Origin of the sequence: Methylocystis sp. MJC1, assembly GCF_026427715.1 — a bacterium.
In the GTDB taxonomy this organism is placed as follows: Bacteria; Pseudomonadota; Alphaproteobacteria; order Rhizobiales; family Beijerinckiaceae; genus Methylocystis.
In genome coordinates, this window is record NZ_CP107558.1 from 2,136,028 (window position 1) to 2,151,571 (window position 15,544).

Consider the following 15,544-nt stretch of genomic DNA (forward strand, 5'->3'; position numbering starts at 1 on the left):
CATAGCCGTGAACAGATCGTTTGCGTTTTCAAATGGCTGGAACCGCTGTACGCCGTTTACTCGATATTAGCCCCGGTTCGGAAAATATCGGATCATGGCCTGGAATCGGGGGGATGTTCGATGCGCGCGTCCAGCCCCGCAATGAATGTCTCTCATAGGCGCCGTCACGGCCCGCCCCGCGGCTCTGGCCGGCCAGCCGCCGCGCAGGCAAGCTGGGAAGAGGTGCTTCGCGGCTTTTCGATCGCCTTTCTGCTGACAGGCGCGCCAATCGCTCTGCACCTCGCCTCCCAACCCGTCGCTCTAATTTTCTGTATCGTGGCGTCGATCCTCGCGGCGCGGGCCTTCGAGCAGGACGTTCCGATCATCGTCCTGGTCGCCAATATTTTTCAGAACGTTTTTATTTCTTTGGTTTCGGTCAACTACTCGACCTTTTCCGACATCGAGCTTCTCAAGAGCTACAACTTCGTCACGACAATCGTCTGCTATGCGGTGGTCGTTTATGGCTATCTGCGCCAGCCTGGCGCGTTCTCGCCCTTTGTCACGCGTATGATGCTGGCGTCGGCAGGCGTTCTTGCGATTGTCGGCGTCTATTTCATTCTCGGACTGGCAATCAACCCGCGCAGCGCGGTCATCTATCTGCGCAACATCAGCCTGCCGCTCTTCATGTTCCAGACCTTCCTGATCGTCGGCGTCAGGCACAGCATTCCCCTGCCGCAAACATTATTCGTACTGCTCGGGCTGATCATGGCCTGTTGCTATGTCGAACTGTTCGCGAATGACGCTTGGCTCACCTTGACCAACGGGTTTCATTATCTCGATCTTTTCACCGAGAAACGCATGCTCAATGTCGACGAGATCAGAACAGCGGCCGGACAGGGCGTGGTCATCACGAGCCCGCTGGACTATGGTCGCACGAATCTTTTCAACACTACCCTGACAGCCGACCTCGGCATTCAGGTGCAACGCTTGAACGGGCCGAATTTCAACACGATCAGCCTCGCCTATCTTCTCTCGATCCTTATCGCATTCCTCGCCGTGAATGGATTTCCGCTCTCGGCCGCGATCGCCATGCCGCTGCTGCTCGCGACAAGCGCCAAAGGGCCGCTCATTCTTGCGCTCGGATGCATTGGCTTCGTCGCCGTCGCCAAGCGCGCGCGCTCCAACGCGCCAATCCTGGGGTTGGGAGCGGGGCTCGCCGCCTATGCGCTCTTCGTGTTCCTTTCCGGGTATCGGACAGGCGACTACCATGTCATCGGCTTGCTCGGCGGCCTCAATGGCTTCTTCAAGCTGCCGATCGGCCATACCCTCGGCCAGGGGGGCAATCTTTCGATCGAAGATTTCTCCAAAATTGATTGGGGGGCTTTTCAACGTGCGGGCGCGACGGATACCGCCGTCGAAAGCGCGTTCGGCGTGCTCTTGTTCCAGATGGGCGTTTGCGTGGTCTTCGTGATCGGATTTTATCTCTGGATCGCCCGCTGCAGTTGGCGGCTCTTCCTCCTCGCGCGCTCGCCTGCGCTGGCCTTCGCGGCCGGTGGAATACTGATTTGCTTGGTCAACGGACTCTATCAGGAGGAGGCCTATTTCGTCCCGCTGTCGCTGCCCGTTGTCATGGGGCTCGTCGCACTGACGCTCGGAGCGACGGATCGCGTTTTTCCCCCAAGCAGCGCCAGGATGACGCCCTGATCGATCGCCCCTGAATCGTCGAGCAGGCCGAAGGATGTGTCATAGTCCCAATGCGCCCAGCCGAACCCTTGGGCCTCGACCGCGGCCCGTGTCGCCGCGAGCCATGCCAAGCGATCGGCACGCTTCGCCTTCCATTTGACGACGCCGAATTCATTGACGATCACGGGCGCCGAATGCTGCGCGCTCCAGCGCCCAAGCTGGGCAAATTGCGCGGATATGGCGCCGGCGTCCCAGGCGTGTACGGCCATGTTGCGCAACTCGCCAGCTAGCCCCGAATCGCCTTCCTTCTCAGCCGCGCGCGAGAGAGCCAACAGAGTCGGATCGCCCGCGGCGCTGGGAAAGGGAACGCCCCATCCGCGCCCCCATGGCGCGCTCTTGTCCCAAGTCGCGCCTTGATGCGTGAACATCATCGGATCGTAGAAGTGACAAACGTAAACGATCCGATCGTCGGCGAACGGGCGCCAACTCGCGAGCGCTTCGATCCGGTGATCAGGGGCAGGCCCCACGAGAATATAGGTTTTCGACAGGATCGCCCGCACCGCCGTCGCCAGTTGCTCGACGAATGGCCGCCATAGATCGTCGGTCGTCGCGGGCTCGTTCAGCAATTCAGCGAAAATCCGTTCCTGCGGCCATTTTCCGATACGCTTCGCCAATACCGGCCAGCCTTCCAGCAAAGCCCGATGGGTGCTCTGCGGATCGCGTTGATGCGAAGCGTTGAAATCTGATCCCGGGTGCAGATCGATGCTCACCGAATAGCCGATCCCCAGCAGACGCTCGATCGCCCGATCGAGATCGTCGAGAGCGCTCGAGATCGTAGCGGGACCCGAGAAGGGCGCCAGCACATATTCCGCGACAGCGGGGAGCCTGACATGGGTCATGCCGAGCCCGTACAATTGCCGCAGAGTCTCTTCCCTGGCGATCCGGCCGGCGCGAGCGGGCGCCTGATCCGGAAGATTGAAGCCTTTGGCCATGTTTAGCGGACGAGCGCCTGCGCGCTTGCTGGTCTCGGCCGCGGTCGCTGCGGAAAGGCCCGCCGCCAGCGGAAGAAGCAGGGCGTCGCGCCTCGACAATCGCGTTTTCACTATCGTTTCCGTAACTCATGGTTAATGAGTTGCATATTCTATTAGGCCCGGCTCTCTGGGTGAATTGGTTTTGGTGACGATCGTGCGCGCGACTAAATATGGCCAATCTCCGAGTCGCGCAGGCTCTGCCGTCGATGGCGGCGTTTTGGATCTTTGGCGCGAACCGTCGCGGCGCGCCTATGCGATCATCGACCCTGGGGCCGTCTGGCTTTTCCTGCGTCGCAACTTTCTTCGCATCCTGACGGCGGCGGCGGTGGCCGCCGCAGCGATGTTTGGCGCTTCGCTCTTTATTTTCAAGAAATATACCGCGACCGCAGTCGTCATGATCGATCCGCGCAGCGCACGCGTGACAAAATCCGGCGGCGTCATATCCAACATCGGCGGCGACGCCATCGCGATCGAGAGCCTTGTGCAGGTCGCCAAGGGCGAGGGCTTTCTCTCCGAGCTCGTCGATAGGCTGGACTTGACCAAGGACCCATATTTCGGGGGGAAAGGCGACACCCTAGACGCCAAACGTCTTTCGACCGTTGAAAAACTCGCCTCGAAGCTGACGATCGCGCGCCGCGGCACCACGTATGTCATAGACGTCACCGCGACGACGAACTCGGCTGAGGAAAGCGCCCGCCTCGCGAACGCCGCTGCAAAGCAACTCGTCGCCGACCAGAACGAATTGCGCACCGGCGCAAATTCCACGACCGCGCAGGAAATCGAAGCGCGCCTCGCCGAGCTTCGGGGACGCGTGAATCGCGCGGAAGAAGCGGCGGCGCAGCTCAAAGCGCGCCTGAAAGTCACCGATGCGGGCGAGGGAAATACGCTCCTCGAACGGCGCATCGCCGAGCTGAACCAGCAACTCGTCCTCGCCGGCGCTGGCGCGGCCGAAGCGCGCGCACGCTTCGAAATCCTGAGAAAGGCGGGCGCGAACGCCGGCGAAAGCTTGCCGCAGTCCCTCCAATCTTCCTTGCTCGCCACGCTGCGCGGCGACTATGCCCGGCTCTCCGGCCAACTGGCTGACCAAGCGACCGTGCTGGGACCGCGTCACCCGGAAGTCTTGAGACTGAACGCCCAGATCGCTGACCTGCGGCGTCAGATCACCGCCGAATTCACACGAATGGTCGCCTCGGCAAAAACGGCTTTCCTCGAAGCCCAGGAGCGGGAGGCTGATCTTTCCCGCCAGATGAAAGCCGCGCAGACGGAAAGCGGCGAGCTTGGTCCGCAAATGGTGAAGCTTGGCGAGCTGGAGCGCGAGGCCAAGGCCGAACGCGACGTCTATGAAGAGCTTCTGAACCGCCAGCGCGAGCTTTCTCAGGTCAAAGGGCTGGAACCCAGCGACATCCGCATCGTCTCGCCTGCGACCCCGCCGACGAAAACGTCCCCAAGCCGCATATTGCTCGCCATCGCCAGCGCCGTCCTTGGCCTGATCGCGGGGCTCGCTTACGCGATCGCGCGCGAATGGCGCCAGACGACGCTGCGCACGACCTCGCAGGCTGAGCGGCTCGGCGGCGCGGAAGTTCTAGGATTCTTGCCGCGCCTTGCTCCGAGCGAGACCAAGGATCGCAGCGACGACACCCTTCCCAACCTCACGCCCTGGCTCGCCGAAATTTGCGCGGATATCACGCCCGAGGCCGGCGACGGCGAGAGCGTCATCCTGTTGATTTCATCGACTCGCCGCGGCGAAGGGCGCTCCACGATCGCCGCAAACATCGCCGTCTATCTCTCCCAAGGCGGCGACCGCGTTCTTCTGATCGAAGCGGACAAGGCCGAGCATGGCGGGAATTCCGGGTTCGGCCTTCTCGACATTCTGGACTCCGGCGAGGATCTGAGAAGCGCGCTCGTCGATCAGGCGTCCGCCGGATACACTTTCCTTCCCTATGGCGGCCGCACGGTGGGGCGTCGGAGCTCCGTCGGCGGGCTCATGAGCGGCATGACGCTGCGCGCGACCCTCAACCTGGCCCGTCGTTGGTTCGATGTCATCGTCATCGACGGCCCGCCGGCGCTGGAGGCGCCGCATGCGCGCTTTCTGGCGGCGCAGGCTGACAAGACGCTCTTCATCGTCGAATGGGACAAAACGAGCGCCGAGGATGCCGACGCCGCGCTGGACCGGCTGGATTTGAACGAGGTTGCTGTCGTTTATAATAAGGCGGACGCGAAACGGCTCCGCCTGTACGATCCCGAACAGTCGCAGCAATTGGCAGGTCTGGAGATCGCGGCATAGCGCCGCTTGTTTCCTTCCCTTCCTTCGAGGCGGCGGTTGCGCCGCTTCCCGAAGACGGCAAATCCTTCTACCGAAGGAACGGGATAAAGGCTGGCGGCCCTGCCAAAAACCGACATAATTCAGGGAGAATCATGAGGACCGCGCCTCGCCGCGTCCGTCCCCTGCCCGAGGTCGAATTTGGCTGATCTTCCCTTCGCCTACCCGCTCTCCCGCCGCCGTCTGATCCGGTCTGGCGCGATTGGCGCCGCCGCCCTCTTCGCCCCCGCCGGCTTCGCCAAGGGCGTGAGACAGGCGGCAGCCGCGCCGGCTCTGGCTCCGGGAGAGACCGAGGCCCATGGTCTCTCCACTTTCGGCGATCTCGCTTTGCCTGCCGACTTCAAGCAATTTGGCTACGTAAAGGGCGATGCGCCAAAGGGTGGGCAACTCACGCTCACGACCCAGGCGTCGACCTATGACTCGCTCAACGGCTTTATTCTGCGCGGCACGCCGGCGCAGGGCGTCTCGCTCATTTTCGACAGCCTGCTGACGGCGAGCTTAGATGAGCGCGACGCCTATTACGGCCTTGTCGCGCGCGCCGTGCGCATCTCGCCGGATAAGCTCACCTATCGGTTCCTGCTGCGCAAAGAGGCTCGCTTCCACGATGGCTCGCCGCTCACGGCCGAGGACTGCGCCTTCTCGCTCAATATCCTCAAGAGCAAGGGCCATCCGATCATCGCGCAAATGCTGCGCGATCTCGTCTCCGCTGAGCCCGAGGCGGCCGACGTTCTCGTCGTCAAGCTGGCGCCGGGCCGCACGCGCGATCTGCCGCTCGTCATCGCCGGACAACCGATCTTCTCAAAGGCCTATTACGCCAATCGCGCCTTCGACGAGACCACGCTCGAGCCGCCGCTCGGCTCAGGCGCCTATAAGATCGGGGCTTTCGATCAGGGCCGCTTCAACGGCTTCGATCGCGTCGCGGATTATTGGGGCAAGGACCTACCCGTGAACGTCGGTCAGAACAATTTCGACCATATCAAGTTCGAATATTTCGGCGACAGCAATGTCGCCTTTGAAGGCTTCAAGGCCGGAACCTATACGCTGCGGGTGGAGGATACGGCGCGCATCTGGGCGACGGGCTACGACTTCCCCGCCGTGCGCGAGAAGCGGGTCCTCAAGGAGACCTTCCAGAATAATCGCATCCCCGGCATTCAGGGCTGGTGCTTCAACACCCGCCGTCCGATGTTCAAAGACGCCCGCATCCGCGAGGCGCTCGGCTACGCCTTCGATTTCCAATGGGCGAGCCACAATCTGATGTATGACGCCTATAAGCGCGTCACCTCCTATTTCGAGAACTCTGATCTGGCGGCGACCGGCGAACCCGACGCCGCGGAGCTCGCCTTGCTCGAGCCGTTCCGCGCCGAGCTCTCGCCGCAGGTTTTCGGCCCCGCGCCTATGCCGCCGGTTTCGGACGGCTCCGGCCAGGACCGCAACCTCCTGCGCAAGGCCAATGAGCTGCTGCTGGCGGCCGGCTGCGTGCGCAAGGGCGAGAAACTGTTTCTTCCCGACGGCAATCCGCTCGAATTCCAGTTCCTCGACCGCTATAATCTCTTCGAGCGCCTCACCCTGCCCTTCATCAAGAACCTGAAGCTGCTCGGCGTGACCGCCACCTTCCGGGTGATCGACAGCGCGCAATACAAGCAGCGGATGGAGACGTTCGACTTCGACGTCACGGTCGACAACATGCTGATGAGCCACTCGCCGGGTGAGGAGCTGCGCAATTATTTCGGCTCCGAGGCGGCGACCTTCCACGGCTCGCGCAATCTCGCCGGCATTTCGAGCAAGGCGATCGACGCGTTGATCGACAAGGCGCTCAAGGTGGAAACGCGCGCCGAGCTCGTCACCGTCTGCCGCGCGCTCGACCGCGTGCTGCGCGCCGGGCATTATACGCTCTTCCATTATTATACGCCGGTCGACCGCATCGCCCATTGGGATGTCTTCGGCAGACCCGACCAGCCGCCGAAATATGATGTGGGCTATACCTCCACCTGGTGGTGGGACGAAGAGAAGGCCAAGAAAATCAACTTCACAGGACGGTGACCTTCCGGGTAGCTGCTTGGCAAGCGCGACTGTCATTCCCGACGATGCGAAGCATCGATCGGGAATCCAGAGCAAAGCCGACGAACCTTGTTGCTGCCCTGGATTCCCGGTCGGGCCTTTGGCCCGCCGGGAATGACATCCGAACGGGAAACATAGACAAATGGGCGCCTATATCGCGCGACGCGTGCTGCTGATGATCCCGACCATTCTCGGAATCATGCTCATTTCCTTCGCCATCGTGCAGTTCGCGCCGGGCGGGCCGGTCGAGCGGATCATCGCGCAGCTGCAAGGCTTCGACGTCGGCGCGACCGCGCGCTTTTCGGGAGGAGGCGGCGACGTCGGCCACTCGGGTGGCGCACAGGCGACGGGCGGCGCGGCCGATACCTCGTCCAAATATCGCGGCGCGCAGGGCCTCGATCCGAAATTCATCGCAGAACTGGAAAAGCAGTTCGGCTTCGACAAGCCGGCCTGGGAGCGCTTCCTGCTGATGGTGAAAAACTACGCCATGTTCGATTTCGGCCGCAGCTATTTCCGCGACGAAAGCGTCATCAAGCTGATCGGCGAGAAGCTTCCGGTCTCCATGTCGCTCGGCCTGTGGATGACGCTTCTCTCTTATTCGATCTCCATTCCGCTCGGCATCGCCAAGGCGGTGCGCGATGGAACGCGGTTCGACACCTGGACCTCCAACGTCATCATCGTCGGCTACGCGATACCGAGCTTCCTCTTCGCCATGCTGCTGATCGTGCTGTTCGCCGGCGGCTCCTTCTGGCAGATTTTCCCGCTACGCGGCCTCACGTCGGATGATTTCGGGCAGCTCTCGCTCATCGACAAGGTAAAGGATTATCTCTGGCATATCGTGCTGCCGGTGAGCGCCATGACGCTCGGCGCATTCGCCACTCAGACCTTCCTGACCAAGAACTCCTTCCTCGACGAGATCCGCAAGCAATATGTCCAGACGGCGCGCATGAAGGGCCTGACCGAGAACCGCGTTCTCTACGGCCACGTCTTCCGCAACGCCATGCTGATCGTCATCGCGGGTTTCCCCGGCGCCTTCGTGCACGCTTTCCTGACAGGCTCCGTGCTGATCGAAACGATTTTTTCGCTCGATGGGCTCGGCTATCTCTCCTTCGAAAGCATCGTGAACCGAGATTATCCGGTGGTCTTCGCCAATCTCTATATCTTCGCCTTGCTCGGCCTGGTCGTAAATCTGATCTCCGACCTCACCTACACATGGATCGATCCGAGGATCGATTTCGAGACGCGCGAGGTTTGAGCCGATGAGCGTGATCGACTCCGATATCAAGCTTGCCCCGCCCATCGCCCGCGAAGGGTTGCTACGGCTCTCGCCGCTCGACCAGCGCCGGCTCGCCAGTTTCAAAGCCAACAAAAGGGGCTATTGGTCCTTCTGGATCTTCATGACGCTCTTCGTCATGTCGCTCCTCTCCAACATCCTCGCCAACGACCGACCGATTGTCGCCTGGTACAAGGGCGAGCTTCTATTCCCGGCTTTCGTCGCCTATCCGGAGGAGAAGTTCGGTGGCTTCCTCGCCCGCACGGATTATCGCGATCCGGTGATCGCCAATGAGATCGAGGCGCATGGCTGGATGCTCTGGCCGCCGGTCCACTACTCCTACGACACGCATAATCTCGAGCTTCCGGTGCCGGCGCCCTCGCCGCCGACCTGGATGCTGACGCCGAAGCAATGCGAAGCCGCCGCCGCCAAGGGCCTGCATCCGGGCGAAGCCAACCGGGGCTGCGCGGCGCTGGAATATAACTGGCTGGGCACGGATGATCAGGGCCGCGATGTCGTGGCGCGGCTTCTTTACGGTTTCCGTATCTCGGTGCTGTTCGGGCTCATCCTCGCGACGATCTCCTCGATCGTCGGGGTCGCCGCGGGGGCCATACAAGGTTATTTCGGCGGGCGCGTGGATCTGGTGTTCCAGCGCTTCATCGAGGTCTGGTCGTCGCTGCCGCAGCTCTATCTGCTCATCATCATCTCGTCCTTCCTGACGCCGGGCTTTTTCGTGCTGCTGGGAATCTTGCTGCTCTTTTCCTGGGTATCGCTTGTTCACGTCGTGCGCGCCGAGTTCCTTCGCGCCCGCAATTTCGAGTATGTGAACGCCGCTCGGGCGCTGGGACTGTCGAATTTTCACATCATCGTGAAGCATCTCCTGCCGAACGCCACGGTGGCGACGCTGACCTTCCTGCCCTTCATCCTCAATTCGTCGATCACGACGCTGACGGCGCTGGACTTCTTAGGCTTCGGTCTGCCGCCCGGCTCGCCCTCGCTCGGCGAATTGCTGCTGCAAGGCAAATCCAACCTCCAGGCGCCGTGGCTGGGCCTCACCGGCTTCGCCATCATCGCGCTCATGCTGTCGCTGCTCGTCTTCATCGGCGAGGCCGTGCGCGACGCCTTCGATCCGAGGAAGAATTTCCAGTGATCCGTGGTAGGATGCCTCAGGAGGCCAAGGCCATGAACAAGATCGTGCGACGGCACTTCCCGGCGGAGAAACTGCCAGAAGAGCTGAAAGCCGGCCTGGACCCGTGCTCTCAGGTTACCGTCACGCTGGAAGCCGAGGATCGCCCCGAGAAGGTCATGTCCCTGGAAGAAATGTTCGCATTGCGCCGAGACGTCTATGCGTCTCAGCGCGAGATAAATGCGGACATCGACGCCGTGCGCGACGAGTGGGGCGCGCCCTGACGTGCCCGCGCCTCTGGTCTATATGGACACGAACGCATTTATCGCCGGGTTCGAATTGCCGCAGAACGAGGCCGAGCCTGTCCAGAATCTCCTCCTCACTCTGCGGGGAAGGCCGCTCTCAGTCGTAACGAGCGAACTCACGCTTGCAGAGCTTCTGGCCCCTACATCACGCGCCGGGACTCTACCCTTGGGGGTGAAGCGTCGCCTGTATCTCGACCTACTTGTCTGGAGTCGCCTCGTGGATTTGCGGCCCATAACCCGAGAAATCCTAATCGAGACGGCAGACCTGCGTCAGGCTGTGCCTCATCGCTTGCCAGACGCTATCCATGTCGTTACGGCCATCCACACGCAATGCGACTTCTTCCTATCTGGCGACAAGCGGATCAGACCGCCGCATGGCATGACTTTCGTCGAGCCTGACAGGTCAGGAGTCGACCGCATTCTCGACGCCTGGTCCAACAACTCGTGAGCGCCGATGAACGAATTTAAAGCGACGCCCATGACCACCTCCCCCCTCCTCGACGTCCGCAATCTCTCGGTCGCGTTCCTGCAAGGCGGGCGCGAAACGATCGCCGTGGATCGCGTCTCCTTTTCGCTCGAACGCGGCAAGACGCTGGCGCTCGTCGGCGAGTCTGGCTCGGGCAAATCCATCAGCGCCCTCTCCATTGTGCGGCTCCTGCCGCCCGGCGCCATTGCGACGGGCGAGGCGCTCTTTGCTGGCCAGGACATGCTGAAAGTTAGCGACGGCGAGCTTCGCGCCGTCCGCGGGGCGCGGATCACCATGGTCTTCCAAGAGCCCATGACCTCGCTCAATCCGCTGCAAACCATCGAGCAGCAGATCGCCGAGATTCTGGAGCTGCACGGCATGCGCGGAAGCGAGGCCCTGCGCAAGCGCGTCGTCGAGCTTCTGACCGAAGTCGGCATCCCCAACCCAGAGGCGCGGCTCGGCGCCTATCCGCACCAGCTCTCCGGCGGCCAACGGCAGCGCGTCATGATCGCCATGGCGCTCGCCAATAAGCCCGACCTTCTCATCGCCGACGAGCCGACGACGGCGCTCGACGTCACCGTGCAGGCGCAGATCATCGCGCTGCTCGAACGTCTGCAGCAGACCTACGGCATGGCGATCCTGTTCATCACGCATGACCTTAACCTGGTGCGGCGCTTCGCCGACACGGTTTGCGTCATGCAGAAAGGCCGGATAGTCGAAAGCGGCGACGTGGCGAAGGTCTTCGAGGCGCCTAGCCATCCCTATACGAAAGCGCTGCTCACCGCCGAACCCAAGGGCGATCCCATCGTTGAGGACCAGAATGCGCCGGTCGTCGTCTCGGCCGACAATCTGCGCGTCTGGTTCCCGATCAAACGCGGCTTCATGCGCCGCACTGTCGATCACGTAAAGGCGGTCGACGGCGTCAGCGTCACGGTGCGCCAAGGCGGCACGGTCGGCGTCGTGGGCGAATCCGGCTCTGGCAAGACGACCCTGGCGCTCGCCATGCTACGCCTCATCCGCTCGGAGGGGCCGATCGTTTTTCTGGGCGCGCGCATCGACGGCAAGAGCGTTGCGGAAATGCGGCCGCTTCGGCGCGACATGCAGGTGGTCTTTCAGGACCCCTATGGCTCGCTTTCTCCGCGCATGTCGGTCGCCGATATCGTCGCGGAAGGGCTCACCGTGCAGCGGCCGGAGCTGACGCTCGACGAACGCCGTGAAATCGTCGCGCGCGCTTTGAAGGAGACGGGCCTCGATCCCGAGACCATGGATCGCTATCCGCACGAGTTCTCGGGCGGCCAGCGCCAGCGCATCGCCATCGCCCGCGCCATTGTGCTGGAGCCGAAATTCGTCGTGCTCGACGAGCCGACGTCGGCGCTCGACATGACCGTGCAGGCGCAAATCATTGATCTGCTGCGCGATCTTCAACGGCGGCGCGGCCTCGCCTATCTCTTCATCAGCCACGATCTGCGCGTCGTAAAGGCGCTCGCCGGCGAGCTGATCGTGATGCGGTACGGGAAGGTCGTCGATTCCGGCCCGGCCGCGAAGCTCTTCGCTGAGCCGGAAAGCGACTATACGCGCGCGCTCTTTGCGGCGGCCTTCCGCGACAAATTGGAGCTTTCCGATAAAGAACTGCCCTAAGCGCAGCTATTGCCATGCTTGATCGCGGCTGCCGGCGCTGCGACAATCCAAGGAAGAGTTCGTAACGATTCTCCCTTGGACAATAGAGGTTCATATGAGCGCCCCCGCTGAAGAAGCTGCGGCAATTATCAAGTCGCGCTGCGACATTGGCGCGGTCGACAGCGCAATTATTTTAGGGCGTTTGTTTTTCAGCTCGGCGGATATTGGCGAGCGCATCGCCGCCTTCCCCTATGCCGAGCTGCCGGGCTTTCCCGTCGCACCCGGCGTCGAGGACGGCGAGCTGATCGTGTCCATGGTCGATGGCGCCCCGGCGGTATTGCTCAAAGGGACGTCGACCTTCCACGAGACCGGCGATCCGAGCCTCATGGCCGGACCGATGGAGACCCTCGCGCTTCTGGGCGTGCGCAGCGTGCTCTGCACGGGGCTCGTTCAATCGGTGCAGGCCGACCTCGTGCCGAGCAGCATCGTGCTCGTGACCGACCATATCAATTTCACCGGCCTGAACCCGCTGATCGGCGCGCCGGCCGACGGCAAGGCCGTCATCAATATGAACGAAGCCTATGACAAGCGCCTGCTGCGCCGCGTGAAGGCCGCCGCGGGGAGCGCAGGCGTTTCCGTGCATGAAGGCGTTTTGATGTGGTTCTCCGGCCCGAGCTTCGAGACGCCGGCCGAAGCGAAGGTCGCCCGACAGCTCGGCGCCGACCTCATCGGCTGGAGCATCGCTCCGGAAGCCATCCTTGCGCGACGTAACGGGATGCTCTTCTCTGGCGTCACGGTGGTGACGGATTTCGCAGCGGGCTTCTCCAACGGCAATCCCTCGCCCGATCTTACGCGGGGCCCCGCGGTCGCCGGCGTTGTCGCCAGCAAAAGGCTGCTGCGCAATTTCTGCAAAATCCGCTGAGGCTCGCGCCGTTTACAGCGCGCCGCGATTGGGGTTGCGGAAGGCGAGCATCGTCGCCTCGATCGTCTGCACTGTTACGCCGTCCTGATTATAGGTCGAAGCCTCAAAAGTGACGTAGCCCCTGCCCGACTGCGTGCGTGACGAACGCAGCTTCGTGATCTCGCCCTCGATACGCAAACGATCGCCCGGACGCACCGGCCGCTTCCACGAAATCCGCGCATCAGTGCCGATGACGCCGCCGGCAAAATCCAGTCCGCAGAATTCGAGCAATAGACGCAAGGTGAGAGCGCCGGTCTGCCAGCCGCTGGCGATCAGGCCGCCGAAGAGACTCTCTTTGGCCGCCTCCGGATCGACGTGGAAATATTGGGGATCATTGTCTCGGGCGAAGCGGAGGATCTGCTCCTGCGTCACCTCGACGGACTCGGAGCGCAAAGGTTGGCCGACATAAAGATCGTCGAAGAAAACTGTTCTCGTCATTGCTCGCCGCTATCTCGTCAAACGCTTCACGCTCGTAATGTCGCCGGCCCCCGCCTCGAGATTTCGCGCCCGCACGAGATCGAGGGGCTCGCTGGAGACGAGCATATGCGCGCCATTGGCGTGCAGCAGCGTCGCCGCGTCACGCATGATCCCGACATGGCCCTTCCAGAAGATCAGATCGCCGCGCATGAGCGGCGCGCCGATGTCCACCGGCTCGCCAAGTTGCGCCTCCTGCATGTCGCTGTCGCGCGGCGCCGGCTTGCCGGCGGCGGCGAGCGAAATCTGCACGAGGCCGGAGCAGTCGACGCCAATCGAAGATTTGCCGCCCCAAAGATAAGGCGCGCCAATCATGGTCTCCGCGACCGCGACGAAATCGGGCGCGGTCGCGTCGAGCGGCGCGAGATGCGGGCGCCAGATGAAGCCCAGATCGCGCGTGACGAGGAAATTGTCGCGTGAATCGACAATCTCGACTTCGGCTGAGAGCGGCAACGCAAGCAGCGGCGGCTGTTTGATGCTCGCCGCCGGATAGACGAAAGTACGCGGCACGCAGATGCGATGCGTGGGGGCGCGCAAGGCGCTCCACAGCGTATTGGCGGCAATCCAGCCGACATAGCCGTCGCGTGCGAGCTGCGCCCAGGCCCAGCCCTCCTCCTCGTCATAGACGATGACGCGCTCGCCATAGAGCGCCTGCGTGTCGATCGGGCAATCGGGGCGCGGTTCGCGGCGCAGGTCGACGACGCCCTCTTTCACCTCCATCACCGCGCCTTCGACGAAGCGCTCGGCCGTGACGCGGCCCTTCAAATGAGCCGCAGCAATGTCGGGACGCGCGGGGGTCAGCCGCCGGTCGAATGTCTCGCTCACGCCGTCGCCTTCTTTTTCGCACGCGTCTCGATGAGATCGTACAGCAGTCGCGCGGCCTGAGCCTCGCCGCCCTCGGGGCGTCCGGGTTTGGTGGAGGGATTCCAGCAGTAGACGTCGAAATGCGCCCAGCGGCCCGGATCGCTGACGAAGCGCCTCAGGAACAGCGCCGCGACGATGGAGCCCGAGAAGCCGCCGCTCGTGACGCTCACGAGATCGGAGATCTTGCCGTCGAGCCCGCCGTCGTAATTTTCCCAGAGCGGCAAGCGCCAGACGGGATCATTGGCGCTGCGCCCGCAAGCGGCAATCTCATCGGCGAGGGCGTCGTCTTCCGTAAAGAATGGCGGCAGCTCCGGCCCCAGCGCAACACGCGCCGCGCCGGTCAATGTCGCGAAGTCGAACAAGAGATCGGGCTGATCCTCGGCGGCGTAAGCGAGCGCATCGGCGAGAATGAGCCGCCCTTCCGCGTCCGTATTGCCGACCTCGACCGTGAGCCCCTTGCGGCTGCGATAAATGTCGCCGGTGCGGAAGGCGTTCGAGGAAATCGAATTCTCGACGATCGGCAGCAGCACGCGCAGCCGAACTGGAACGTCGGCGTCCATCAGCATGGCGGCCAATGCGAGCGCCATTGCGGCGCCGCCCATGTCCTTCTTCATCAGCGCCATCGCGGAAGAGGGTTTGATGTCGAGCCCGCCCGTGTCGTAGCAGACGCCCTTGCCGACGAGCGTCACCTTGAAGCCGTCTTCGGGCCCATGGGTGAATTCCACGAGGCGCGGCGCCTGGGCCGCAGCGCGACCCACAGCGTGGATCAGCGGGAAATTCTCTGCGAGCAGCGCATCGCCGACGATCACGCGCGACTGTGCGCCGTATTTGGCGGCGAGCGCGAGCGCCGATTCCGCGAGAGCCTCCGGCCCCATATCGTTTGCCGGCGTGTTCACGAGGTCGCGGCCGAGAGCGACTGCGCTCGCAATGCGCTCGACGCGCGCGCGATCTATGCCCTGCGGCGCGCAGAGACACGGCTTCTCGCCTTTTGGCGCGACATAGCGTGAGAAAGAGTAGCTTGCGAGCAGAAAGGCGAGCGCGGCGGCCTGCGGGTCGGCGACGCCGTCGCCAAGCCGGTAGAGACCGGCGGGCAAGGACGCAGCGAGCTTGCCGGCAAGGAAGGGGTCGCGCTTTTTGGCGTCCGGCGCCTCTACGCCGAAGAAGACGCGCGCCGGGGCGCCGTCGAGCGCGGGCGCGATGAGCAGGCTTCCAGGCTTCGCCTCGAATCCGTTGGCCGCGGCAATCGCCGAAACCGTCGCTGGCAAGCCCTCTTTCACTTGCCGCCACCGGCCCTTATCCACGAAGTCGATCGTGATCGCCTCGGCTGACCAATCCTGAAGCTTCATCGTCATCGGCGCGTTTAGCCTCCGTTAAGCATCCATTAGGG

At 62.8% G+C, this 15,544-nt stretch carries 13 protein-coding genes; 9 read left to right on the forward strand and 4 right to left on the reverse strand.

Going from position 1 to position 15,544, the window contains the following annotated elements:
* Positions 1 to 120 precede the first annotated feature (120 nt).
* Positions 121 to 1,683 (forward strand): hypothetical protein, encoded by a 1,563-nt coding sequence (locus OGR47_RS10425; protein WP_165048846.1) that lies wholly within the window; start codon positions 121 to 123, stop codon positions 1,681 to 1,683.
* On the opposite strand, the gene OGR47_RS10430 is transcribed toward OGR47_RS10425, so the two are convergent.
* Positions 1,578 to 2,765 carry a glycoside hydrolase family 5 protein gene (locus tag OGR47_RS10430; protein WP_165048848.1) on the reverse strand — a complete coding sequence of 396 codons (1,188 nt, stop codon included), beginning with the start codon at positions 2,763 to 2,765 and terminating at the stop codon, positions 1,578 to 1,580. The genes OGR47_RS10425 and OGR47_RS10430 overlap by 106 nt on opposite strands.
* Before the next feature lie 145 nt (positions 2,766 to 2,910).
* Here OGR47_RS10430 and OGR47_RS10435 point away from each other — a divergent pair, with 145 nt between their 5' ends.
* The 8 genes from OGR47_RS10435 to OGR47_RS10470 all read left to right on the forward strand — a co-directional run bounded on the left by OGR47_RS10435 (position 2,911) and on the right by OGR47_RS10470 (position 12,780).
* Positions 2,911 to 4,977 carry a GumC family protein gene (locus OGR47_RS10435; protein ID WP_165048851.1) on the forward strand — a complete coding sequence of 689 codons (2,067 nt, stop codon included), beginning with the start codon at positions 2,911 to 2,913 and terminating at the stop codon, positions 4,975 to 4,977.
* Between the two features lie 177 nt (positions 4,978 to 5,154).
* Positions 5,155 to 7,053 (forward strand): extracellular solute-binding protein, encoded by a 1,899-nt coding sequence (locus OGR47_RS10440; RefSeq protein ID WP_165048853.1) that lies wholly within the window; start codon positions 5,155 to 5,157, stop codon positions 7,051 to 7,053.
* A 160-nt stretch (positions 7,054 to 7,213) separates the two neighbouring features.
* Entirely contained in the window at positions 7,214 to 8,326 is a 1,113-nt protein-coding gene (locus tag OGR47_RS10445) for a microcin C ABC transporter permease YejB (RefSeq protein ID WP_165048855.1), read from the forward strand.
* 4 nt (positions 8,327 to 8,330) lie between these two features.
* The gene (locus OGR47_RS10450) at positions 8,331 to 9,494 is read left to right on the forward strand and encodes an ABC transporter permease (protein WP_165048857.1); all 1,164 of its coding nucleotides are present in this window, start codon (positions 8,331 to 8,333) and stop codon (positions 9,492 to 9,494) included.
* Positions 9,495 to 9,526: 32 nt separating this feature from the next.
* The gene (locus OGR47_RS10455; RefSeq protein WP_165048860.1) at positions 9,527 to 9,754 is read left to right on the forward strand and encodes a hypothetical protein; all 228 of its coding nucleotides are present in this window, start codon (positions 9,527 to 9,529) and stop codon (positions 9,752 to 9,754) included.
* A gap of 1 nt (position 9,755) precedes the next feature.
* Complete coding sequence (locus OGR47_RS10460; protein ID WP_165048862.1) at positions 9,756 to 10,223, forward strand: type II toxin-antitoxin system VapC family toxin; 468 nt, start codon at positions 9,756 to 9,758, stop codon at positions 10,221 to 10,223.
* Between the two features lie 30 nt (positions 10,224 to 10,253).
* Positions 10,254 to 11,879, forward strand: a complete 1,626-nt coding sequence (locus OGR47_RS10465; protein WP_165048864.1) for an ABC transporter ATP-binding protein — start codon at positions 10,254 to 10,256, stop codon at positions 11,877 to 11,879.
* 94 nt (positions 11,880 to 11,973) lie between these two features.
* Positions 11,974 to 12,780, forward strand: coding sequence for a phosphorylase (locus OGR47_RS10470; protein ID WP_165048866.1), 807 nt, complete (start codon positions 11,974 to 11,976; stop codon positions 12,778 to 12,780).
* A gap of 12 nt (positions 12,781 to 12,792) precedes the next feature.
* On the opposite strand, the gene OGR47_RS10475 is transcribed toward OGR47_RS10470, so the two are convergent.
* From OGR47_RS10475 to OGR47_RS10485, 3 genes are read right to left on the reverse strand one after another with little or no spacing between them, the layout of a single operon-like run.
* The gene (locus tag OGR47_RS10475; RefSeq protein WP_165048868.1) at positions 12,793 to 13,257 is read right to left on the reverse strand and encodes a MaoC family dehydratase; all 465 of its coding nucleotides are present in this window, start codon (positions 13,255 to 13,257) and stop codon (positions 12,793 to 12,795) included.
* Between the two features lie 9 nt (positions 13,258 to 13,266).
* Complete coding sequence (locus tag OGR47_RS10480; protein WP_165048869.1) at positions 13,267 to 14,118, reverse strand: C40 family peptidase; 852 nt, start codon at positions 14,116 to 14,118, stop codon at positions 13,267 to 13,269.
* Positions 14,115 to 15,503, reverse strand: a complete 1,389-nt coding sequence (locus OGR47_RS10485) for a leucyl aminopeptidase family protein (RefSeq protein ID WP_206527391.1) — start codon at positions 15,501 to 15,503, stop codon at positions 14,115 to 14,117. The genes OGR47_RS10480 and OGR47_RS10485 overlap by 4 nt, the downstream gene beginning before the upstream one ends.
* Between the last annotated feature and the right edge of the window lie 41 nt (positions 15,504 to 15,544).

What these genes read in the sequence shown, in the direction of transcription:
- OGR47_RS10455 (WP_165048860.1), top strand. Translation starts at nt 9,527, where the DNA reads ATGAACAAGATCGTGCGACGGCACTTCCCGGCGGAGAAACTGCCAGAA.
- OGR47_RS10485 (WP_206527391.1), bottom strand. Translation starts at nt 15,503, where the DNA reads ATGAAGCTTCAGGATTGGTCAGCCGAGGCGATCACGATCGACTTCGTG.
- OGR47_RS10475 (WP_165048868.1), bottom strand. Translation starts at nt 13,257, where the DNA reads ATGACGAGAACAGTTTTCTTCGACGATCTTTATGTCGGCCAACCTTTG.
- OGR47_RS10425 (WP_165048846.1), top strand. Translation starts at nt 121, where the DNA reads ATGCGCGCGTCCAGCCCCGCAATGAATGTCTCTCATAGGCGCCGTCAC.
- OGR47_RS10470 (WP_165048866.1), top strand. Translation starts at nt 11,974, where the DNA reads ATGAGCGCCCCCGCTGAAGAAGCTGCGGCAATTATCAAGTCGCGCTGC.
- OGR47_RS10450 (WP_165048857.1), top strand. Translation starts at nt 8,331, where the DNA reads ATGAGCGTGATCGACTCCGATATCAAGCTTGCCCCGCCCATCGCCCGC.
- OGR47_RS10445 (WP_165048855.1), top strand. Translation starts at nt 7,214, where the DNA reads ATGGGCGCCTATATCGCGCGACGCGTGCTGCTGATGATCCCGACCATT.
- OGR47_RS10465 (WP_165048864.1), top strand. Translation starts at nt 10,254, where the DNA reads ATGACCACCTCCCCCCTCCTCGACGTCCGCAATCTCTCGGTCGCGTTC.